Raw genomic sequence first — 19,691 nt, 5'->3', positions numbered from 1 at the left:
TCGGGCCCCATGGATTTAATCGAGCGGACGGCGCTGCCCCGCTCGCTTCATGGCAACTCGAACAGGCCGGCGGCGCCCATGCCGCCACCGATGCACATGGCAATCACCACATACCGCACGCCGCGACGTCGCCCTTCGAGCAAGGCATGGCCGACCATGCGCGCGCCGGACATGCCGAACGGGTGACCGATGGCAATCGCCCCGCCATTGACGTTCAGGCGATCTGTCGGGATCTGCAGCGCATCGCGGCAATGCAGCACCTGGCTGGCGAAGGCCTCGTTGATCTCCCACAGGCCGATGTCCTTGACGCCCAGGCCAAAGCGCTTGAGCAGCTTGGGAATGGCGATCACCGGGCCGATGCCCATTTCCTCAGGCGCGCAGCCACCCACGGCAATGCCGCGGTAGATGCCCAGTGGCGTCAGCCCGCGGCGCTTGGCCTCGGCGCGACTCATCAGCAGGCTGGCCGCGGCGCCGTCGGAGAATTGCGAAGCGTTGCCGGCGGTGACGTACTCGCCCTGCTCGATCCAGGCGCCGTCCTTCCACACCGTTTTCAAGCCCGCCAGGTCTTCCAGGCGCGTATTGGGCCGGTTGCACTCGTCTTTCACCACTTGCACGCGTTCATGGCCATTGGGCTGGCCATCGGCGGCGAACAGCAGTTTATCCACGGTCAGGCCGACGATTTCATCGTCGAACAGGCCGTCTCGCTGAGCGGCGGCGGTGCGCAGCTGGCTAAGCAGCGAATATTCATCCTGGGCGGCGCGGCTGATGCCATAACGACGCGAGACGATCTCGGCCGTCTCGATCATCGGGATATAGGCGCTGGGCATCACCTGCAGTACGGCTTCGGAACGGGCGCGATAGGCGTTCTTGTGTTTGGTCTGGGTCAGCGACAGCGACTCCACACCGCCGCCAATGGCGATGTTCATCTCGCCGGTCATGATGCCCTTGGCGGCCATGCCGATGCTCATCAGGCCCGAAGCGCACATGCGATCCACGGCCATGCCCGGCACGCTGTCCGGCAAACCGCCGGTGTAGGCGCAGAGCCGACCGATGTTGAAACCCTGGGTGCCCTGCTGCACCGACGCGCCCATGATCACATCCTCGACCTCGGCAGGCTCGATGCCGGCGCGCTCGACTACCGCGTGCACCACATGGCCGCCCAGCACCGGGGCCTCAGTATCGTTGAACGATCCGCGAAACGACTTGGCCAACGCGGTACGGGCGGTGGCGACGATGACGACTTCATTCTGGTCCATGGCTAACTCACTCGGAAATGGCATTGAAGGTGTAGCGGCTGATGGTGTCGATCACGCAGCCGGGGCGAGCCTGGCCTTCCACTTCCATGGTCATGCGCACCACCAGTTGCACGGCGTCGCCCAGTTGTTCGGCACGCAGGATCTGGCCGCTGCCGCGCACCCGCGAGTCGACCTTGACCGGCGCCGGGAAACGCACCCGGTCGCTGCCGTAATTCACGCCCATCGCCATGTTTTCAAGGATCAGCAACTGCGGCATGAACAGATTGGCCAGGGACTGGGTCAGGTAGCCGTGAGCGATACAGGAGCCGAACGGGCCGCTGGCGGCGCGCACCGGGTCGACATGAATCCACTGGTGATCGCTGGTGGCTTCGGCGAACAGGTCGATGCGTTGCTGGCTGATGGTCAGCCATTCGGTGTGGCCCAGGTCCAGGCCCTCGGCCGCAAGCAGCGCCTGGGCGCTGTTGAATACGTGACTCATGTGCCCATCCTCACGCTTGTTGTGAACTGACGGACAGCACTTCGCCGACCATGTAGGAGGCATAGTCGCTGGCCAGGAACATCATGACGTTGGCCACCTCCCAGACTTCGGCGGCGCGGCCAAACGCCTCGCGCCCGGCCAGGCTGGCGAGCAACTCTTCGCTGGAGGCTTTTTTGAGAAAATCGTGCAGGGCAATCGATGGCGACACCGCGTTGATGCGCACGCCGAACTCGGCGGCTTCCAGGGCGCTGCAGCGGGTCAGCGCCATCACCCCGGCCTTGGCGGCGGCGTAATGGGCCTGTTCCTTCTGCGCCCGCCAACCGAGCACCGAAGCGTTATTGACGATGGCCCCGACGCCACGGCGCTGCATGTGCGGCAACATCGCCCGGGTCATGCGGAAGGTGCCGGTCAGAGTCACATCGAGCACCCGCAACCACTCTTCGTCGCTCATTTCCATCACGCGTTTCTGGCCACCCAGGCCGGCGTTGTTGATCAGCACATCAACCCCGCCCAACGCCTCTTCGGCCGCGGCCACCAGGGCCTGGACTTCGTCTTCGACGGTGACATTGCACAGCTGGCCATAAATCGCCTGCAACCCGGTCTCGGCCTTGAGACGCTCCACAGCCTCCTCCAGCCGCCGTGCATGCACATCGGAAATCATCAGCGCCCGACATCCTTCCTCAGCACTGCGCCGTGCCGCCGAATAACCGATACCGGCACCTGCCGCCGCGGTAATCAACACCGACTTGCCGGCCAGCAATTGATGACCGGGAACATAAGGGGGGGCTTGTTTCACAGCGTCTACCTCCGAAGAAATCAATACGCTGCAGTTGTACGGAGGGAGCGATGCGGACGCATCGTCAAAATGGGGTATGAAGATCAAAAGATCGCAGCCTGCGGCAGCTCCAGGTGACCGGGTTCCCCCTGTAGGAGCGAGCTTACTGGCGAAAAACCTGAGAGCAGCGCGGGGTGTCAGGATCCTCGCGTCATCGTTGACCTCCATCGCCAGCAATCGAGCGTCGACCGGCTGCTCCTACAGGTGACCGGGTTCCCTTGTAGGAGCGAGCTTGCTCGCGAAAAACCTGAGAGCAGCGCGGGGTGTCAGGATCCTCGCGTCATCGTTGACCTCCATCGCGAGCAATCGAGCGTCGACCGGCTGCTCCTACAGTGGATCGGGTACGGCCGTGGGAGATGGGTCGGCTGTCAGGACGCCATCGCCGGCAGGCCGGCTCCCCCAGTGGTCGGGGTTTCAGCCTCCCCAGACTTTCTGTGGCTTCGGCGCTTCGGCAAGGATGGCGTCCACCGCCGCGCCGATCTCTTCGACTTTCCACAACGCGCCCTTGTCGCAGGTGACGCCCGTGCGCCAGCCCTCGCCCAGGGAGATACGTCCACCCTGGCTTTCGAAGACCTGCCCGCTGACGTGGGCCGAGGCCGAGCTGCCCAACCAGACCACCAACGGCGCGACGTTTTCCGCGGCCCAGGCGTCGAAGCTGCCGTCCTCGGGTTTTTTCACTACGTCGGGCATCGCACCCTCGGTCATCGAAGTGCGGGCGGCCGGTGCCAGCGCGTTGGCGGTGACGCCGTAGCGCGCCAGTTCCGCCGCTTGCACCAGGGTCAGCGAGGCAATGCCACCCTTGGCCGCCGAATAATTGGACTGCCCCACCGAGCCTTGCAACCCGGCGCCGGAGCTGGTGTTGATGATTCGCGCGTCCACCGGCGTGCCGGCCTTGGCCAGGTCGCGCCAGCGCCGACCAAGGATGTTGGCCAGGCAGTAATGACCCTTGAGGTGCACGCGCATGACCATGTCCCAGTCCTCTTCACTGAGGCTGATGAACATGCGGTCGCGCAACACGCCGGCGTTATTGATCAGCACATGCACTTCGCCGAACGCCGCCAGTGCCGCATCGACGATGCGCTGCGCCGTGGCCAGGGTGGTTATGTCGTCGTTGTTGGCGATGGCCTGGCCACCGTTGGCGCGAATCTCCCCCGCCACATCCTCCGCGGCCTCGGCGCGAATATCGTTGACCACGACATTGGCCCCTTGCGCGGCGAATGCCAGGGCGTAGGCGCGACCGAGTCCGCCGCCGGCCCCGGTGATGATCACGGTGCGGTCTGCACAGATAGCCATGTTTGACTCCTCAAAATAGTGGGTAGCTGCTCGCCCGAAGTGGCGGCCCCCGCATGGAAAATTACAAGCGTTCGATGATGGTCACGTTGGCCTGGCCGCCGCCCTCACACATGGTTTGCAAGCCGTAGCGACCACCACTGCATTCCAGTTCGTTGAGCAGCGTGGTCATCAATCGTGCGCCAGTGGCGCCCAACGGATGGCCCAGGGCAATCGCGCCGCCATTGACGTTGGTTTGCGCCGGGTCGTAGTCGAGCTCCTTGGCCCAGGCCATGACCACCGAGGCGAAAGCTTCGTTGATCTCGACCCGGTCGATGTCAGCCATGCTCAGGCCGCTCTTGGCCAGGGCCCGGCGGGTGGCGGCAATCGGTGCGGTGAGGTGCCAGATCGGATCGTCGCCGAGCACCGTCAGGTGATGAATCCGCGCCCGTGGCGTCAGGTCGTAGCGTGTGAGTGCCGCCTCGGACACCACCAGCAATGCTGCCGAAGCGTCGCAGGTCTGGCTGGACACGGCGGCGGTGATCGACGGGAACTGCGGGTCCACCGGTTGCAATTCGGCCATCTTCGCCAGGCTGCTGTGGCGCGGCGTTTCATCCACCGCCAACCCTTGGCAACTGACGATTTCCCGGGCGAACCGGCCGCTGGCGATGGCCGCCAAGGCACGTTCGTGGCTCTGCAGGGCAAAGGCTTCCATCTGCTCGCGGCTGATCTGCCAGTGATCGGCAATCCGCTGCGCGGCATAGAACTGGTTGACCGGCTGCAGGCCAAACCGCGCCCGCCAGCCGACGCTGCCCGAGAACGGGTCGGCAAAGCCCAGGGGCTGGCCGGCGAGCATCGCCGAGGAAATCGGGATCTGGGTCATGGTCTGCACCCCGCCCACCGCGACCACGTCCTGGGTGCCGCTCATCACCGCCTGCGCGGCGAAATGCAGCGCCTGTTGCGACGAACCGCACTGGCGATCCACGGTGGTTCCGGGCACCGTCAGCGGCAGGCCGGCGGCCAGCCAACTGGTACGGGCGATGTCGCCGGCCTGAGAACCGATGGTGTCGACGCAACCGAATATCACGTCGTCGTAGTCCTCCGCGGGGATCACGTTGCGCGCGACCAGGGCCTTGAGCACATGGGCGCCCAGGTCTATCGCGTGGATCTCGCTCAAAGAGCCCTTGCGCCTGCCGGTGGGGCTGCGCAGTGCATCAACAATGTAGGCCTGGGCCATGACTCATTCCTCGAAAGTATGCCCTGGCTCCAGGCCAGTGGCGTCGGCGAACAGGTAGTCGCTGACACGGGTTTTGTGAAAGCCGCGGTCGCCCCAGGACGCATCGAGGGCCCAGGCGCGCTTCATGAACATCTGCAGGTCCACTTCCCATGTGTACCCCATCGCCCCGTGCACCTGGATGCCCTTGCGCGCGGCGATCCAGCTCGCCTCGTTCGCCGCCAGGCGTGCTTGAGAAACCCGGACACCGGCGTTGACGTCGCCCCGGGCCAGGGCATGGGCGGCGCGATAAAGCACCGGCTTGGCCTGCTCGATATAACGGGCGACATCGGCCAGGTGATGCTTGACCGCCTGGAAACTGCCGATCGGCTTGCCGAACTGTTTGCGCTGGGCCACGTAGTCCACCGACAGGTCGAGCATGCGCTGCGCCAGCCCCAGCAATTGCCCGGCCACCGACAGCGCACCACGGTCCAGCATGCGCTCCAGCAAGGCACGGCCCTGCTCGCCACTGGCAATGCAGGTCTGCGCCGACGGAGTCCAGGTCACTTGGCCCAGGCGGCGTGAGGCATCGATACTTAGGTGGTTGTCCACGTTGACTTCGCAGCGCGGCACCACATGGATCTCGTCGCCGTGGGTGAGGATCAGCACTTCGGCCAGTTGTGCATCGCTGACCAAGGCATTGACCGGATGACTGATCGCCATCCGCAAGCTGCCGTCGGCAATCCGTGGCAGCAGGTCGGCACGCGCCGGATGCACCGCAGGCAGACCGGCGAGCAAGCCGGTGGCGACATAGGCGGTGTCGGCCAATGAGTCGGGAATGGCGTAGTAGCCCAGCTCCTGTGTCATCAATGCCCAGGTCACATCGTCCATGCCCAGGCCGCCTTCGGCCTCGGGCACCGACAAGGCGGTGAGGCCCTGGCCGGCAATCTTGTTGCGCAGGTCCCGGGAGCGCCCGGCATCGGTCTCCCAGATTTCCCGGAGCATCTCCGGCGCGGCTTCGGTCATCAGGAAACGACTGATGGCTTCGCGGAACGCCAACTGGTCATCGTTGAAAGTGAAGTCCATGGCGGTTCCTTATTTCGGCAAACCGAGCATGCGCTCGGCGATGATGTTGCGCTGGATTTCGTTGGTGCCGGCGTAGATCGGCCCGGACTGGGCAAACAGAAAACCTTCCAGCCAGCCCGCCGCATCGCCCGCTGACGCGCCCTTTGTGACCAGCTCGCCACGGGTGCCGAGAATGCGCATGGCGGTCTCGTGCATCTTCAGGTCGAGCTCCGACCAGATGATCTTGTTGATGCTCGACTCGGCGCCGATCTGCTCGCCCCGGCTCAGGCGTCCTACGGTGTAGTAAGCCGACATCGCATAGGCCTCGGCGCACATCCAGGTCTCCAGCACGGCATCGCGCAGACCAGGGTCGCGGTCGGCACTGACGCGATGGGCCTTGTACAGTTCGACCAGCTTGCGTGCCGTGGACTGGAAGCGCGCCGGTGAACGCAGCAGCAAACCACGCTCGAAGCCGGCGGTGGCCATCGCCACGTGCCAGCCCTGCCCCTGGGTACCGATGAGGTTGTTCACGGGGACCCGAACGTCATCGAAAAACACCTCGGCGAAGGCTTCCTTGCCGTTGAGTGCCTTGATCGGGCGAATGCTCACCCCCGGCGTATTGAGCGGCACCATGATGAACGACAGGCCGTGATGACGGGTTGATCCCGGCTCGCTGCGGAACAGGCCGAACAGCCAGTCGGCGAAGTTCGCCCGGCTCGACCAGGTCTTCTGCCCGTTGATCACGTAATGGTCGCCGTCGAGTACCGCCTTGCTGGTGATCGCCGCCATGTCGGAACCGGCGTTGGGCTCCGACCAGCCTTGCGCCCACATGTCCAGGCTTTCGGCCATGCGTGGCAAGAAACGCTGCTTTTGCTCCTGGGTGCCAAACTCCATCAGGGTCGGGCCGAGTAACAGCTGGCCGTTCTGGTTGATGCGCATCGGTGCGCCTGCACCGTAATACTCTTCCTCGAAGATCAGCCACTCGATCAAGTCGCTACCGCGACCGCCCAGTTCGGCCGGCCACATCACCATCGACCAACGGCTCTCGAACAGCTTGGCCTCCCAGGCGCGGTGCTGTTCAAAACCTTCGCGACTGTCGTAACTGGCGAAGGGCTCACTTGGCAGATTGTCCGCCAGCCAGGCCCGTACTTCGGCGCGGAAGGCGTTTTGCTTGGGGGTGTAAGTCAGGTCCATGGCGATCTCTCAGAACTTGGCGTCGCGTTTTTCGACGAAGGCCCGCCGCGTTTCCGCAGAATCCGGGCTGCTGTAGGCCTGCATGGTGAAGCCCTGCTCCCAGCGGTATTTGTCTTCCAGGTTGCCGTCTTCGATGCCGTTCAAGGCTTCCTTGGCGATGCGGATCATCGCCGGGCTCTTCTCGGCGATTTTCGCCGCGATGCCCAGGGCGGTTTCGCGCAACTGGTCCTTGCTGACGACGCGCTCGATAAAGCCGTATTGCAGCGCCTCTGGAGCGCCGATACTGTCGCCGGTGAAGAACAGGTAGCGGACTTTCTGCACCGGGAACAGGCGCTGCAGATGCGCACCGCCGCCCATGGCGCCGCGGTCGACTTCCGGCAGGGCGAAGGTCGCGCAGTCAGAGGCGACGACGATGTCCGCCGCACCGGTGATGCCGATGCCGCCGCCGAGGACGAAACCATGGACCGCGACAATCACCGGCACCGGGTTGCGGTGCACGGCCTTGAAGGTGGCGTAGTTACCGGCGTTGACCTCGACGATCCGCTCCGGGTACTGGTCCAGCTCCTTGATGTCGACACCGGCGCAAAAGCCCCGGCCTTCGGCGCGGATCACGATCACCCGCACTTCGGGGTTGGCCCCAAGGGCGTCGATCTCCCGCGCCAGGGCGTGCCATTGCTGGCTGTCGAGGGCATTGACCGGTGGCTTGGCGATCACGAGTTCAGCGATCCCCTGATTGAGTTGTGTGGTAAATGCCTGGTTCACAGGGGTTCTCCAATACTGGCGGGACGGTTCGATGGGAGGGTCTGGCTGCGGGCCAGGAGCGCGTCCAGGCACTGCTGGGCCTCGCTGGCGATGCCTTCGATGACTTCGCGGCAACTGAGTAACTCGCCGATGGCCGCCGCGACCTGGCCGCTGGGCAGGATGCCCTCGTCCGGGGCGCCGTCGATCATCGAGCGCTGCAACAGCACCGGCTGGTTGGCGGCCATCACCACTTGCGACAGCTGTGACGGGTCTTCACGCAACGCGCGGATGAAGACAGAAGCCATGTGCCCAAGGCTCATACCGGTCTGCTGCTTCCACTGCCAGGCGCTGCCCAGGGCAATGCGCAGGCGACCGAAGGGGCCCGCCTGCTCCAGGTGATTGATGAAGCGGTTTTCGATCATGCGGTGGCGCATGCCATCCACCGCCGTGGTCACGCGCACCCGTTGCGGATCGTTGACCTTCAGGTAGCGTTCCAAGGTCGCGGCCGGGGTCGGCGATTCGCGGGTCATGAGAAACCGCGTGCCCATGGCGATGCCGGCGCCACCGGCGGCCAGCACCGAGGCCAGGCCACGGCCGGTGGCGAATCCGCCGGCAGCGATCACCGGTACCTTCACGGCCGCCAACACCTGGGGCAGCAGGATCGAGCTGGGCACGCCGCCGGTATGGCCGCCGCCCTCGCCGCCCTGGATGGTGATCAGGTCGGCACCCAGCTCCACCGCCTTGAGCGCATGCTTCAAGGCACCGACGGTGGGAATGCACAGCACCTTGGCCGCCTTGAAGCGCGCGATGGTCTGCTTGTCCGGACCGCGCCCGTAACTCACGGCGCGCAGCCGATACTTGATCGCCAGGTCGACGCACTGCGTGGCGTTGTCCTGGAACATATGGAAGTTGAGACCGAAATTGCTGCCACCGGTGGCGTCGATCACCTTGCGGATTTCGCCTTCCAGTTCAGCAGCCGCAATGGTCGCCCCGGCCAGGAAACCGAAGCCCCCGGCCTGGGTCGAGGCGATCACCAGGTTGGCGTCGGCAACCCAGCCCATGGCGGTCTGCACGATCGGATAACGGCAACCGAGGGCCTCGGTCAGCGGCGTTTCGAGCCAGCGGTTCATTGGCTTTTATCCTCGGCCTGCTTGTTGGCCCGGGCCATGCCCTTGGCGTCGAAACCGCCCAGTTTGTCGCCGGACAACAGCTCGTTATGGGCATGGGCAAAGTGGTGCCAGGCGAACACCGCATCCATCGCCGTGCGCTTGCCTTGCAGGTCCTCGACGTGGTTGATCGCCTGCTTGGTCAGGGCCAGGCCCATGCGCGGCTGACGGGCAATGCCGGCAGCCAGGGCATAGGTGGCCTGCTCCAGTTCATCACGAGGCACCAGGCGGTTGACCATGCCCACCTGCCAGGCCCGGTTGGCGCTCATGCGATCACCGGTGAAGAGGAATTCCTTGGCAATGCGCGGGTTCATTTCATAGGGATGGGCGAAATACTCCACGCCCGGAATGCCCATGCGCACCACTGGGTCCTGGAAGAACGCGTCGTCACTGGCGACGATCAGGTCGCAGACCCAGGCCAGCATCAGGCCACCTGCGATACACGCGCCATGGACCATGGCGATGGTCGGCTTGGGCAGTTCGCGCCAGCGTCGGCACATGCCCAGGTACACCTCCTGCTCGCGGGCATACAGCTGCTCGCCACCGGGTTTGTTGGTGTGGTCCCACCACAGGTGTGCGCGCTCGAACGGCTTGTCGATATCGCGCCCCGGCGTGCCGATATCGTGGCCCGCCGAGAAGTGCTTGCCGTTGCCACGCAGGACGATGACCTTGACGCTGTCGTCGTTCACCGCCTGGCGAAAAAAGTCGTCCAGGGCGTAGGTCATCTGCGAGTTTTGCGCGTTGTTGAAGGTCGGCCGGTTCAGCGTCAGCGTGGCAATACCCTCGCCCACGCTGTACAGCACCGGGGTGTCCGTCTCGTAGACGGCGTTGTCCTGGCGGACGATGAATTCACTGTCGCTGCTGTGCATGGTCGCTGTCCTTGCCTCAGGCCGTACGGATGCCGGGCGGGTTGCCCTTGATCGCCGTGGCGCGGTAATCGTGGGGGTCGAGTCGGCGGATCAGCGCCAACTGCTCTTGAGTGGGGTGCGCGGTCTCGCGCAATTGCGCCGACTTGAGCAACGGGAAGCCGGTGTTGTCCTGGACCTGTTCGAAAGTCACGCCGGGGTGCAACGAGCGCACCTGCACCGCACGGTCCGGGCCATCGAAATCGAGGACGCAGAGGTCGCTGACCACGCAACGGATGTCCATCAGGTCGCGACGCGCGCCTTCGGGCCAGCGCTCGGCCTTGAAGCCGACACCGGAGATCATGTCCACTTCGCCGCTGACGAACACCCGGCTGTTATGGCTGGGCACGAAGAACGAGTTGAGGTGGTTGATGCTGTTGCCTGGCAGGCCGCGCACGCCGAGGATCGCCGTCTTGGGCTTTTGATAGTCGCCGACGCAGGACAGGTTGGTCTGGCCCCAGCGGTCGATCTGGGTCGGCCCGATCATTGCGTGACGGCGCCCGCCCCAAACGCATTCGAATACTCGTTCGAACGACATGTAACCCGAATAACGCGCAACGTAGTCGCCACGCGGGCCCAGCGGGATCGGTTCTTCGACCAGGAACGCCTCGCTGTCGGTCATCAACAGTTCCGGGCTGTGGGTCAGTTTGGCCAGGCTGGCGCCCAGGCGCGGGATCACGCCCAGGCCCGAGGCAATCACCTCGCCATTGCCACGCCAGGCCTCGGAGGCGGCGACGATCATCAGTTCAGCCAGGGTGAAATCACAGGTTGCAGACATGGTCGATAATCCTCAGAACACGGGAAGGGGCAAGGCGCCCATGGAGTCGGCACCGCCGTTCTGTGCCTGATAGGCCTGCTCGCCACCGGCGATCCAGGTCTGCACATAGTCCTGCCAGCCGTTTTCCGCCTGGCTGCTGGCGACATAGCCCTTCAGGTGCTTCATGTCCCAGCCGTAGTCAGGGGCGCAGAGCGTCGGATGCGCACCCAGAGGTGCATGCACCACGCCGCTGACCAGATAGCGCTCGAAGGTGTTGAAACGGGCCTGCTCGGCGTTCAGCGCAAGGCGGTCTTCCAGGCGTTCGCACGAGACAAAGCACTGCTGGGCGGCGCGGGCGAACAGATGATCGAAATACGGGTCCGGCCCGGTCACAAGGCAGTTGCCCAGGCGGTCGGCGACATTGACGTGCAGGAACGCCACATCGAGGTTGAGCGCCGGCATCGCCAGCAGCACCTCGCCATCGGCGTAGGGCGACTGGATGGTCTTGAGTGCCGGGTTCAGGCGCGTCACGTCGGTGGCCAGGCCGCAACGGGTGGGCAGGAACGGCAAACGCATGCCGGCGGCGCGCAGGCCCCACTGGAACATGCCTTCGTCGAGCTCCATCAACTCCAGCTCGCCGGCTTCGCGGGCCTTGCGGTAGTAGGGTTCCAGCGGAATGGCATCGAGGGTGGCGAAGCCGAACACCAGTTTTTTGACCTTGCCGGCGGCGCACAGCATGCCCACTTCCGGACCGCCGTAGGCGACCACGGTCAGGTCCTTCACCGGTGAGCGCAGGATCTCGCGCACGATCGCCATCGGCTTGCGCCGCGGGCCCCAGCCGCCGAAACCGATGGTCATGCCATCGCGCAATTGAGCAACCGCATCGGCCGCTGTCAGTTGTTTGTTCATCATGACAATTCCTTAGTGTTGGCCGACCGAAAAGTCGTGCCCCCAAATGCTCACGCGGGTGAACTCGAAAGCCGAATGCTCGGCCCAGTCGACTAGCAACCCGCCAAAGCCGTACTCCAGATCGAAGCCGGACGGTGTCTTCATGTAAAAACTGGTCATGCGGTCGTTGAGGTGCTGGCCGAGGGTGGCCGACAGGTTCACCGCATGGGCGTGCAGACGGTCGTGGGCGCGGCCGACTTCGGTCATCGAGTCGACCTCGACCATCACGTGCACGCAACCGGACGGCACCGGGTACTCGGCCAGTGCCAGGCTGTGGTGGCGAGCGTTCTGGCAATGCAGGAAGTGAATGCGGATCGGTGCTACCGAAGGGTCGGGACGGAAGTTGAAAATGTCCGACAACTCGAAGCCGAGCACATCCTTGGCGAACGCCAGGGTGGCGTCGAAGTTCGGCGCCGGCAGCACGGTGTGGCCCAGGCCCATGTCGCCGGTGATGAAACGCGGCACGCCCTGGGGCGACACGAACGGCAGGCAGTCGGAGCGATGGCCCCAGCTCAGCTCATGGCAGTTGCCCGACGGGTCGGTCACCTTGACCAGCGCCTGGACGCCGCGCTGCTCGATCTCGGTGGCGGAGCCTGGCTGCCATTCGATGCCGGCAGCGCTCAGGTGCTCGAGGGCGGCCGTGAAGGCTGTCTCGTTGGCCAACTCCCAGCCAGAGGCCAGGTAACGCGCCTCGCTGCCTTCGACGATCAGCATGCGAAACGGACGCTCGTCCATTTTCACGTACAAGCCACCGCCCGGCGCCGGGTTCACTTGCATGCCGAGCACGTCTTCGGCGTAACGCTGCCAATGACTGAGGTTTTCGATCTGCGAGACGAAATAGCTCAAACCGCGAATGTCGATCATGCCTGGGTCCTCGTTGGCTGAATGACTTTTGTGGGGAGCATTGTGCGAAGCACTGGCCGAGGCTTCATCGTCCGTTGAGACTAAGCAGGCGAAGGCGTGGGCAGATGCCACATTGGCGGGCAGGATGGACGCCCACTGTAGGAGCTGGCTTGTCGGGTCGCCGCATCGCAGCGAAAGCGCCGGGTCAGGCAACACATGAGTTGCCAGGACGGACGCCTTCGCTGCCGTTCAGCGCACGCGAATCTTCGGGTCATCCGCCCCGCGGCGCAGGGTCTTGAGGAAGCCCTCCAGCGGTGCGGGTTCGGCGATTTGCGGCAGGGCGTCCTTGTCCGGGCGTTGCGCCCAGAAGGCATCCCAGGACGGAAACAGCTCGTGGAAGCTGCCGGCGTACGGCTCGCGCCCTGGCCAGCGCATTTTCAGGCCGCCGATCGGTGGTTTGTTGAGGTCGGTCGCGTACCAGTAGCACGGTAAGCGGCGACGGAAACACCAGCGCCCGTCGATCCGTTCGTAGTCGTCCCAGTACAGCATCTGCATGATCACCCACTCGGGACCGGTCTCATGTTCGTTCTTCGAATAGACCACGCCGGTGGCGTGATCGGCATCGCTGAACTCGATGATGTGCTGCCCCAGGTGATGGGAGGTGCCATGGAACTGCTTGCGCATGGTTTCGTCCAGCCATGCCTTGAGGTGCACACGACCGCTCTTGTCGCGACCCACGCGCACATCCGGGGCGAAGCAGTTGGCCATGGCATCCATGTCGCGCATGTCCAGGGCCAGGGCGTACTTGCCGGCCAGTTGGCGGATCGCGTCCAGCGACTCCAGGCGATCGATGCGCTCAAGTAAAGCGTTGGCGTCCTGGCTCATCAGTCGAGCACCGTGTACAGGTCCGAACCGCGTCCGCCGTCCACCGCCAGGCTGGCACCGGTGACATACGAAGCCTCGTCGCTGGCCAGGAACACGATGGCGTTGGCCAGCTCCACCGGCAGGCCGACCCGTTTCATCGGGATGACTTTTTCGGTGTTGCTGCGGGTCTTGGCGTCGGCCAGCATGCCGGCCGTGGCCGGGGTGTCGACCACCCCGGGAATGATCACGTTGCAGCGGATGTTGTGCGGTGCGCCTTCGCTGGCCGCCGCCCGGCTGAAGTTGATCACCGCCGCCTTGGCCGCCGAGTAACCGGCCATCCAGGCCGTGCCGAACAGGCCGCAGATCGACGCGATGTTGACGATCGAACCGCCGCCCTGGGCTTTCATCAACTGCATCGCGGTGCGGGTGCCCCAGAAGGTGCCGTCGACGGTGGTGCCAAAGTTGGCGTGCCAGTCGGCGGTGGTCATGCTGTCGATACCGCCCCAGGTGTAGGCCATCGCGTTGTTGACCAGGATGTCCAGGCGACCGTGACGTTGCGCGGTGGCTTGCAGCGCACCGACGTAGGCCTGTTCATCGCTGACGTCGGCCACGGCAATCTCGGCCTGCCCGCCTTGGGCACGGATTTTCTCCTGCACGCCTTGCAGCGGCTCAATGCGCCGCCCGCACAGCACCACCGTGGCGCCCTCTTCGGCGAACCGCAGCGCAGTGGCTTCGCCGATGCCGGAACCGGCGCCGGTGACGAAGGCGATTTTTCCTTGTAGACGCTTGCTCATGAGTGACTCCCTGATCAGATAAAGGCCATGCCGCCGTTGACGGCGATGTTCTGCCCGGTCATGAAACTGGCGTCTTCGCTAGCCAGGAACACCGCGACCCTGGCGATCTCGTCGGTCTCGCACATACGGCCCAGGGGCACGTTTTTCAGCAGCGCCTGCATGTAGTCATCGGGAATGCCGGCCATCATCGGGGTGTTGGTCGGCCCTGGTACCAGGGTGTTGACGCGGATGCCGCAGGCGGCCAGTTCACGGGCGATCGAACGGGTCAGGCCCATGACCCCGGCTTTCGAGGCGCAGTAGTGGCTCGGGCCTTCGCCGGTCAGCGCGGCGGTGCTGGAGAGGTTGATGATCGCGCCCTTGCGGCCACCCTTGACCATCAATTTGGCGCCTTCACGGCAGCACAGGAAGGTGCCGCCCAGGTTCACACCGATCACCCGCGCCCAGCTCTCGTCCGTGGTTTCGAGAAAGCTGTCCAGCCCGCCCACGCCGGCGTTGTTGACCAGGATGTCGAGGCCACCGAAGTGCTCCTCGGCCTGCCCCATGGCATCGGCCACGGAGGCGCCGTCACCGACGTTGCAGGCCAGGGCGAGCACCTTGTCGCCCAAGTCTGCCAGGCTCTCGGCCAGGGCCGCCTGGTGCAGGTCAACAGCCACCACCTTCGCGCCTTCGGCGACAAAACCACGCACGATGGCCTGGCCCATGCCTTGGGCGGCACCGGTCACGAAGGCCACTTTATCGAGTAACTTCATAGCAATCTCCAAGTGTGCGAATACGCTGCGGCCCGCTGTAATGGAGCCGTCACTTGCATGATTAGCGGCCAGGGCCTCGGCCCACATCGTCCGATGGGACTAGCGCCGCGTGGTCTGAACGGACGATGTAAATGACGGCGTCAGCGCCCAGCATTCGCTAGCGCGCACCACGCCAGGCGCTGTATTCCCCTTCAATTCACTGCAGCAATCTGCCGCAGCGCCTGGTGCGGTTGTGCCTCATGAATCCGCAGACAATGGAGAACCCCATGAACCAACCCGTAGACCTGCCCCTGCCCGTCGGCCATTACGCGACCCTGCCCAACGGCCTGCGCCTGCACTATCTGGATGAGGGCGCCGGCCCCGTGGTGCTGTGGCTGCACGGCAGCGGGCCGGGCGCCAGTGGCTTCAGCAACTTCAAGGGCAACTACCCGCAATTGGTCGCTGCCGGCTATCGCAATATCGTGCTCGACCTGCCGGGTTTCGGCCGTTCGGACAAACCCGAGGACGTGCAGTACAACCTGGACTTCTTCGTCGACTGCGTGGCGGCGTTTTTGGAGTCCGTCGGTGTGCGGCGTTGCACGCTGCTGGGCAATTCGCTGGGCGGCGCGATCGCCTTGGGCCTGGCCCTGCGCCTTCCACAACTTGCCCAGAGCCTGATCCTGCTGGCACCGGGTGGTGTCGAGGAGCGCGAGACCTACTTCAAGATGGAGGGCATCGTGCGCATGGTCAGCCTGTTCAGCGCCGGCCCCATCGGCATGGAGGAGATGCGCAGCATGATGAGCTTGCAGTTGTTCGATGCGTCGATCCTGCCGGAAAGCCTGCTGCAGGAACGCGTGGCGGTGGCGGTGACACAGCCGAAGAACCTGTTCAGCACGATGATGGTGCCGAACATGGAAGCGCGCCTGGGCGAGATCCAGTGCCCGATCCTTGGCTTCTGGGGCAGCAACGACCACTTCAACCCAATCAGTGGCGCCCAGCGCATCATCGACGGCGCACCGAATGCGCGGTTCATCGTGCTCAACCGGTGTGGGCATTGGGTTCAGGTGGAGCATCGGGAATTGTTCAACCGTAGCTGCATTGAGTTTCTGCAGCACGGTTGAACCGGCGACGCGTTGTGCGAGGCTTGCCAGCGATGGTGGCATAAGCGTCACCACCGCCATCGCCGGCAAGCGGGCTCCTACAGATGTGTGTCACACCACAAACCCGACATACCCCCACAAAACCTGTAGGAGCTGGCTTGCCAGCGATGACGGCATAACGGCCCCCACCGCATCGCCAGCAAGCCGGCTCCTACAGATGTGTGTCACACCACGAACCCAACATACCCCCGCAAAACCTGTAGGAGCTGGCTTGCCAGCGATGACGGCGTAACGGCCACCACCGCATCGCCAGCAAGCCGGCTCCTACAGATTTTCGTACCGCCAACAATCCGCGTACACCCGCAATCCTGTAGGAGCTGGCTTGCCAGCGATGACGGCATAACGGCCACCACCGCATCGCCAGCAAGCCGGCTCCTACAGATGTGAGTCACACCACGAACCCAACATACCCCCGCAAAACCTGTGGGAGCTGGCTTGCCAGCGATGACGGCGTAACGGCCACCATCGCATCGCCAGCAAGCCGGCTCCCACAGGCAAACCAAACCCTGGTGTATCTGTTACCCTGCCGCCTTCTGGCTGTTCAACACTGCGTCGCCGGGCTTACCCAGTACGCAGGAGGTGCCGCCGGGGGTATACATCATGGCCACGCAGCGGTTGCAGGCGGTGCAGATCGAGTCGCGGCTGGCGCCAGTGGCGAGTTTGTTGACGTAGTCGTTTTCGGCCAGCAATACCCGACCCATGGCGACCAGGTCAAATCCCTCGGCCATGATTTTCTCGATGCTCGCCAGGCTCTTGGCACCGCCCAGATAGGCCAACGGCATTTTCACCGCCGCACGTACCTTGCGTGCATGTTCCAGCAGATACAGCTCGCGGAATTCCACGGTCGGCTCCTTGCGACGCTGGATAGCCATGGCCAGGGCGATGATCTTGTTCTTCTGCTGCACGCGGTTTTCCTTGGGGAAGGAGGAACCGAACATGGTGGTGATCGACTCGGCATTCATCCCCGCGCTGAGCACCAGCAGGTGCGCGCCCTCCTCTTCCAGCATGCGTGCGATCTGCGCGCCGTCTTCGGCGCTGTTACCGGCGCGCACGCCTTCGGTCACGCTGTATTTGCAGATGACCGCCATCTCCTTGCCGACTGCATCCAGCACCGCTCGCAACACCCGACGCGGAAAGCGCAGGCGGTTTTCCAGGTTGCCGCCGTATTGGTCGCGACGCTTGTTATACATCGGCGAAATGAACTGACTGAGCAGGTAGCCGTGGCCCATGTGGATCTCCACGGCATCGAAACCCGCCTGACGCGCCAGGCGTGCGCCTTGGGCGAAGTCGCGCACCACTTGTCGCATGTCGTCTTCGTTCATCGCCTGCTTGAGGAACATGCCGCTCATCAAGCCGATCTTGTTGAAGCCGCCGCTGGCTGACAGTGGGCGCTTGGTCGAGCGTTCGCGGATGAAGGTGAAGCAACCACCATGGGTGATCTGTGCGCTGGCCAGGCCACCGGCCTGATGCACCCCGTCGGTCAGGGCCTTGAAGTGCGGCAGGCTGGATTGGCTGAGGGTCAACTGGTTGGGCAAGGTGCGACCATCGCTGCTCACCGCGCAATAGGCCACAGTGGTCAGGGCGGTGCCGCCTGCGACCAGGGCCGAGTGCAGCTTGACCAGTTGTTTGGACGGCACGCCCTGGGCACTCATGCCCTCGTTGGTGGCGGCCTTGATGAAACGGTTTTTCAGGGTCAACGGACCAATTGCGATCGGGCTGAACGGTGATGGCGTCGGACGAGGATTCATGACAGGCCTCTCTTTATTGTTATCAGGCTAAAAGCGAACGACTGCGGCACCGGATCGCGACGCAGCCATGATCATCAGAAGGTGTACTTGGCGTTGAACGACAGGTAGTCGCGGTCGGCCAGCAAGCGGCCCTGGGCGACGTCCGGCGAGCTCAGGTAGGCGACATAGGTCATGCCGACCTGGAAGTTGCCCAGGTACTTGAAGTCGCCACCCACGGTCAGGCGCTTCTCGTCGCGCCCCAGGCCCTGGTAGGCGCTGCCGTCGACGTTCTGCGTCCACACTACCTTGGTGTTCAGGTCCAGGCCCGTGGCGATGGACGGGTAGTCCATGTAGGCGCCGACGCCCAGCAGGGTCGAGCCACGGGTCTGGGTCTTCGATTCGAACTGGTCGAAGGTGCCATCCACGCCGACTCCGCCGCCGGTGATCGTCAGGCTGTCCACTCCGTCGATGTGTTGATGCACCACTTCACCCATGAAGGTGGTCTGCTGGGCGAGCAGGCTGGGGCCGAGGATGTACGAGGCGTTGAGGTTGCCCTGCCAGATCTGCCCAGTGGTCGGCGCGCCATTGTTGAGGTAGACCGAGGCGCCATCGCGATAGCTCAGGTCACCGGCGTACTGCACCGAATCGCCGACCTTGGAGCTGAAGCTGACACCCGTCAGCTTGACGTCTTCGAAGTAGCCCAGGCGATAGGACGGCGCAGTGCCGTCATGCCCGATGCCCTTGAGCGAGGAGTATTGGGTGGTGCCGGTGAAGTCGAAGAACAGCGAGCCGACGCGCTCGTTATAGCGGTAATGAAACAGCCCGACTTCGGTGTTCTCGGTGATCCGGTAGCGCACACCCAGGCCCCATTGGCCGCTGTCCTTGGCGTCTTTCTCACCGGCGTAGCCGACTGCCAGGCCGTTGGGCAGACGGTCGACCTGGCCGGCACCCAGACGGAAAAACTCGGCGCCGGGACCGAAGGTGTCGCTGCCGAAATAATCGCCCACTGGATTGAGCTGGGTCTTTTCCCACTCGTACTGGTAGTAGCCCACCAGCGCCAGGTCTTCATTCAGCGACCATGATCCGGACACCTGCCCCACGGGCAGGTACGAGTCCTTGGCCTCGGTGCCCGGCACGTTGAACTTGGTCGCATCCACCGGGGCCTGGCCCTGGCTGATGTTGGCCCAGAACAGGCTCTCGCCCCAGGCCACCAGGTGCCGCCCGGCCTTGAGCGACAGGTACTGGGTCTCGCCGAGCTCGAAGTTGCCGTACACATACGCATCGAGCAGTCGCGCCGCGCTGCCGCTCATGCGCCGGGTCTCGTCGCTGAAGCCGTCGTTGTGGCCGGTCTTGTTCACCGTTTCCGGCGAGTCGTTGGCATTCTTCTGGTTGTAGACATCGTCGTAGAACTGACTGCCGCGCAGCACCGCCCCCAGGTTGTCGTGCCGAAGTTGCAACTCGCCGAACAGGCTCAGGCGGTTGTTGATCAGCGAGCCGCGCTTGAAGTTGCGTGTGCCGTCGTCGTTGTTCGGGTCGTTGAGGTATTGACTGGCCTGCTTGGCAGTGCGCATGGAGGCGGTGTAGTTGACCGTCAGCGACGAATCCAGGGTGGTGTTCTCCCCCAGTTCGATACTCGGTGCGGCGCTGGCCGTGGCGCTGGCGATGGTGATGGCCGTTGCCAACAGGCAGCGGCCACCGCTCAGGTTCCGCGAATGGCGCGCGACAGTATTTCCCGTGAACATGCTCCT

The 19,691-nt window shown here is 64.2% G+C and carries 19 protein-coding genes and 1 pseudogene; 1 reads left to right on the top strand and 19 read right to left on the bottom strand.

All coding sequences use genetic code 11. The annotated features are described in order from the left end of the window. Positions 1 to 47: 47 nt before the first annotated feature. From SOP95_RS13600 to SOP95_RS13515, 17 genes and pseudogenes are all read right to left on the bottom strand, one after another. On the bottom strand, positions 48 to 1,256 hold the full coding sequence (locus SOP95_RS13600; RefSeq protein ID WP_323607349.1) for an acetyl-CoA C-acyltransferase: 1,209 nt from the start codon (positions 1,254 to 1,256) through the stop codon (positions 48 to 50). Positions 1,257 to 1,263: 7 nt separating this feature from the next. Continuing rightward, positions 1,264 to 1,734, bottom strand: a complete 471-nt coding sequence (locus SOP95_RS13595) for a MaoC family dehydratase (protein WP_274074697.1) — start codon at positions 1,732 to 1,734, stop codon at positions 1,264 to 1,266. Positions 1,735 to 1,744: 10 nt separating this feature from the next. Continuing rightward, complete coding sequence (locus SOP95_RS13590) at positions 1,745 to 2,530, bottom strand: SDR family oxidoreductase (RefSeq protein ID WP_274074799.1); 786 nt, start codon at positions 2,528 to 2,530, stop codon at positions 1,745 to 1,747. Positions 2,531 to 2,788: 258 nt separating this feature from the next. After that, positions 2,789 to 2,866: pseudogene (locus SOP95_RS13580) on the bottom strand (outer membrane lipoprotein carrier protein LolA); the annotation flags it as partial. Positions 2,867 to 2,983: 117 nt separating this feature from the next. Continuing rightward, complete coding sequence (locus SOP95_RS13575; protein ID WP_274074696.1) at positions 2,984 to 3,862, bottom strand: SDR family oxidoreductase; 879 nt, start codon at positions 3,860 to 3,862, stop codon at positions 2,984 to 2,986. A 61-nt stretch (positions 3,863 to 3,923) separates the two neighbouring features. After that, positions 3,924 to 5,075 carry an acetyl-CoA C-acetyltransferase gene (locus tag SOP95_RS13570; RefSeq protein ID WP_274074695.1) on the bottom strand — a complete coding sequence of 384 codons (1,152 nt, stop codon included), beginning with the start codon at positions 5,073 to 5,075 and terminating at the stop codon, positions 3,924 to 3,926. A gap of 3 nt (positions 5,076 to 5,078) precedes the next feature. Beyond that, positions 5,079 to 6,137: an acyl-CoA dehydrogenase family protein gene (locus SOP95_RS13565; protein WP_274074694.1), complete on the bottom strand. Its 1,059-nt coding sequence runs from the start codon at positions 6,135 to 6,137 to the stop codon at positions 5,079 to 5,081. A gap of 9 nt (positions 6,138 to 6,146) precedes the next feature. After that, positions 6,147 to 7,310 (bottom strand): acyl-CoA dehydrogenase family protein, encoded by a 1,164-nt coding sequence (locus SOP95_RS13560; protein ID WP_274074693.1) that lies wholly within the window; start codon positions 7,308 to 7,310, stop codon positions 6,147 to 6,149. A 9-nt stretch (positions 7,311 to 7,319) separates the two neighbouring features. Beyond that, on the bottom strand, positions 7,320 to 8,072 hold the full coding sequence (locus SOP95_RS13555; RefSeq protein WP_274074692.1) for an enoyl-CoA hydratase family protein: 753 nt from the start codon (positions 8,070 to 8,072) through the stop codon (positions 7,320 to 7,322). Next, positions 8,069 to 9,181, bottom strand: coding sequence for an NAD(P)H-dependent flavin oxidoreductase (locus SOP95_RS13550; protein WP_323607348.1), 1,113 nt, complete (start codon positions 9,179 to 9,181; stop codon positions 8,069 to 8,071). The genes SOP95_RS13555 and SOP95_RS13550 overlap by 4 nt, the downstream gene beginning before the upstream one ends. Next, positions 9,178 to 10,086 (bottom strand): enoyl-CoA hydratase, encoded by a 909-nt coding sequence (locus SOP95_RS13545; protein ID WP_274074690.1) that lies wholly within the window; start codon positions 10,084 to 10,086, stop codon positions 9,178 to 9,180. The genes SOP95_RS13550 and SOP95_RS13545 overlap by 4 nt, the downstream gene beginning before the upstream one ends. A 16-nt stretch (positions 10,087 to 10,102) precedes the next feature. After that, positions 10,103 to 10,900 carry a CoA-transferase subunit beta gene (locus tag SOP95_RS13540; protein ID WP_274074689.1) on the bottom strand — a complete coding sequence of 266 codons (798 nt, stop codon included), beginning with the start codon at positions 10,898 to 10,900 and terminating at the stop codon, positions 10,103 to 10,105. A gap of 12 nt (positions 10,901 to 10,912) precedes the next feature. Next, the gene (locus SOP95_RS13535; protein ID WP_274074798.1) at positions 10,913 to 11,788 is read right to left on the bottom strand and encodes a CoA transferase subunit A; all 876 of its coding nucleotides are present in this window, start codon (positions 11,786 to 11,788) and stop codon (positions 10,913 to 10,915) included. A gap of 12 nt (positions 11,789 to 11,800) precedes the next feature. Further along, on the bottom strand, positions 11,801 to 12,691 hold the full coding sequence (locus SOP95_RS13530; protein ID WP_274074688.1) for a VOC family protein: 891 nt from the start codon (positions 12,689 to 12,691) through the stop codon (positions 11,801 to 11,803). Between the two features lie 228 nt (positions 12,692 to 12,919). Beyond that, positions 12,920 to 13,555, bottom strand: a complete 636-nt coding sequence (locus SOP95_RS13525) for a nuclear transport factor 2 family protein (protein WP_274074687.1) — start codon at positions 13,553 to 13,555, stop codon at positions 12,920 to 12,922. Then, positions 13,555 to 14,328, bottom strand: a complete 774-nt coding sequence (locus SOP95_RS13520) for an SDR family NAD(P)-dependent oxidoreductase (protein WP_274074686.1) — start codon at positions 14,326 to 14,328, stop codon at positions 13,555 to 13,557. Before SOP95_RS13520 ends, SOP95_RS13525 begins: the two co-directional genes overlap by 1 nt. A gap of 14 nt (positions 14,329 to 14,342) precedes the next feature. Next, a complete protein-coding gene (locus SOP95_RS13515; protein ID WP_274074685.1) occupies positions 14,343 to 15,077 on the bottom strand; it encodes an SDR family NAD(P)-dependent oxidoreductase in 735 nt (244 codons plus the stop codon). 266 nt (positions 15,078 to 15,343) lie between these two features. Between SOP95_RS13515 and SOP95_RS13510 the strand changes: the two genes are divergently transcribed. Further along, on the top strand, positions 15,344 to 16,177 hold the full coding sequence (locus SOP95_RS13510) for an alpha/beta fold hydrolase (protein WP_274074684.1): 834 nt from the start codon (positions 15,344 to 15,346) through the stop codon (positions 16,175 to 16,177). 557 nt (positions 16,178 to 16,734) lie between these two features. On the opposite strand, the gene SOP95_RS13505 is transcribed toward SOP95_RS13510, so the two are convergent. Together SOP95_RS13505 and SOP95_RS13500 are read right to left on the bottom strand one after the other, a co-directional pair. Then, positions 16,735 to 17,964, bottom strand: coding sequence for an NADH:flavin oxidoreductase (locus tag SOP95_RS13505; RefSeq protein WP_274074683.1), 1,230 nt, complete (start codon positions 17,962 to 17,964; stop codon positions 16,735 to 16,737). 74 nt (positions 17,965 to 18,038) lie between these two features. Continuing rightward, positions 18,039 to 19,685 carry a DUF1302 domain-containing protein gene (locus SOP95_RS13500; RefSeq protein WP_274074682.1) on the bottom strand — a complete coding sequence of 549 codons (1,647 nt, stop codon included), beginning with the start codon at positions 19,683 to 19,685 and terminating at the stop codon, positions 18,039 to 18,041. Between the last annotated feature and the right edge of the window lie 6 nt (positions 19,686 to 19,691).

This window comes from Pseudomonas sp. YuFO8, assembly GCF_035065025.1.
Taxonomy (GTDB): domain Bacteria; phylum Pseudomonadota; class Gammaproteobacteria; order Pseudomonadales; family Pseudomonadaceae; genus Aquipseudomonas; species Aquipseudomonas putida_AE.
Note: the sequence above shows the minus strand (reverse complement) of the source record. Positions and strands in the feature narration are given on the sequence as shown.

What these genes read in the sequence shown, in the direction of transcription:
- SOP95_RS13535 (WP_274074798.1), bottom strand. Translation starts at nt 11,788, where the DNA reads ATGAACAAACAACTGACAGCGGCCGATGCGGTTGCTCAATTGCGCGAT.
- SOP95_RS13500 (WP_274074682.1), bottom strand. Translation starts at nt 19,685, where the DNA reads ATGTTCACGGGAAATACTGTCGCGCGCCATTCGCGGAACCTGAGCGGT.
- SOP95_RS13560 (WP_274074693.1), bottom strand. Translation starts at nt 7,310, where the DNA reads ATGGACCTGACTTACACCCCCAAGCAAAACGCCTTCCGCGCCGAAGTA.
- SOP95_RS13520 (WP_274074686.1), bottom strand. Translation starts at nt 14,328, where the DNA reads ATGAGCAAGCGTCTACAAGGAAAAATCGCCTTCGTCACCGGCGCCGGT.
- SOP95_RS13530 (WP_274074688.1), bottom strand. Translation starts at nt 12,691, where the DNA reads ATGATCGACATTCGCGGTTTGAGCTATTTCGTCTCGCAGATCGAAAAC.
- SOP95_RS13575 (WP_274074696.1), bottom strand. Translation starts at nt 3,862, where the DNA reads ATGGCTATCTGTGCAGACCGCACCGTGATCATCACCGGGGCCGGCGGC.
- SOP95_RS13565 (WP_274074694.1), bottom strand. Translation starts at nt 6,137, where the DNA reads ATGGACTTCACTTTCAACGATGACCAGTTGGCGTTCCGCGAAGCCATC.
- SOP95_RS13545 (WP_274074690.1), bottom strand. Translation starts at nt 10,086, where the DNA reads ATGCACAGCAGCGACAGTGAATTCATCGTCCGCCAGGACAACGCCGTC.
- SOP95_RS13510 (WP_274074684.1), top strand. Translation starts at nt 15,344, where the DNA reads ATGAACCAACCCGTAGACCTGCCCCTGCCCGTCGGCCATTACGCGACC.
- SOP95_RS13525 (WP_274074687.1), bottom strand. Translation starts at nt 13,555, where the DNA reads ATGAGCCAGGACGCCAACGCTTTACTTGAGCGCATCGATCGCCTGGAG.
- SOP95_RS13550 (WP_323607348.1), bottom strand. Translation starts at nt 9,181, where the DNA reads ATGAACCGCTGGCTCGAAACGCCGCTGACCGAGGCCCTCGGTTGCCGT.
- SOP95_RS13570 (WP_274074695.1), bottom strand. Translation starts at nt 5,075, where the DNA reads ATGGCCCAGGCCTACATTGTTGATGCACTGCGCAGCCCCACCGGCAGG.
- SOP95_RS13595 (WP_274074697.1), bottom strand. Translation starts at nt 1,734, where the DNA reads ATGAGTCACGTATTCAACAGCGCCCAGGCGCTGCTTGCGGCCGAGGGC.
- SOP95_RS13600 (WP_323607349.1), bottom strand. Translation starts at nt 1,256, where the DNA reads ATGGACCAGAATGAAGTCGTCATCGTCGCCACCGCCCGTACCGCGTTG.
- SOP95_RS13505 (WP_274074683.1), bottom strand. Translation starts at nt 17,964, where the DNA reads ATGAATCCTCGTCCGACGCCATCACCGTTCAGCCCGATCGCAATTGGT.
- SOP95_RS13540 (WP_274074689.1), bottom strand. Translation starts at nt 10,900, where the DNA reads ATGTCTGCAACCTGTGATTTCACCCTGGCTGAACTGATGATCGTCGCC.
- SOP95_RS13515 (WP_274074685.1), bottom strand. Translation starts at nt 15,077, where the DNA reads ATGAAGTTACTCGATAAAGTGGCCTTCGTGACCGGTGCCGCCCAAGGC.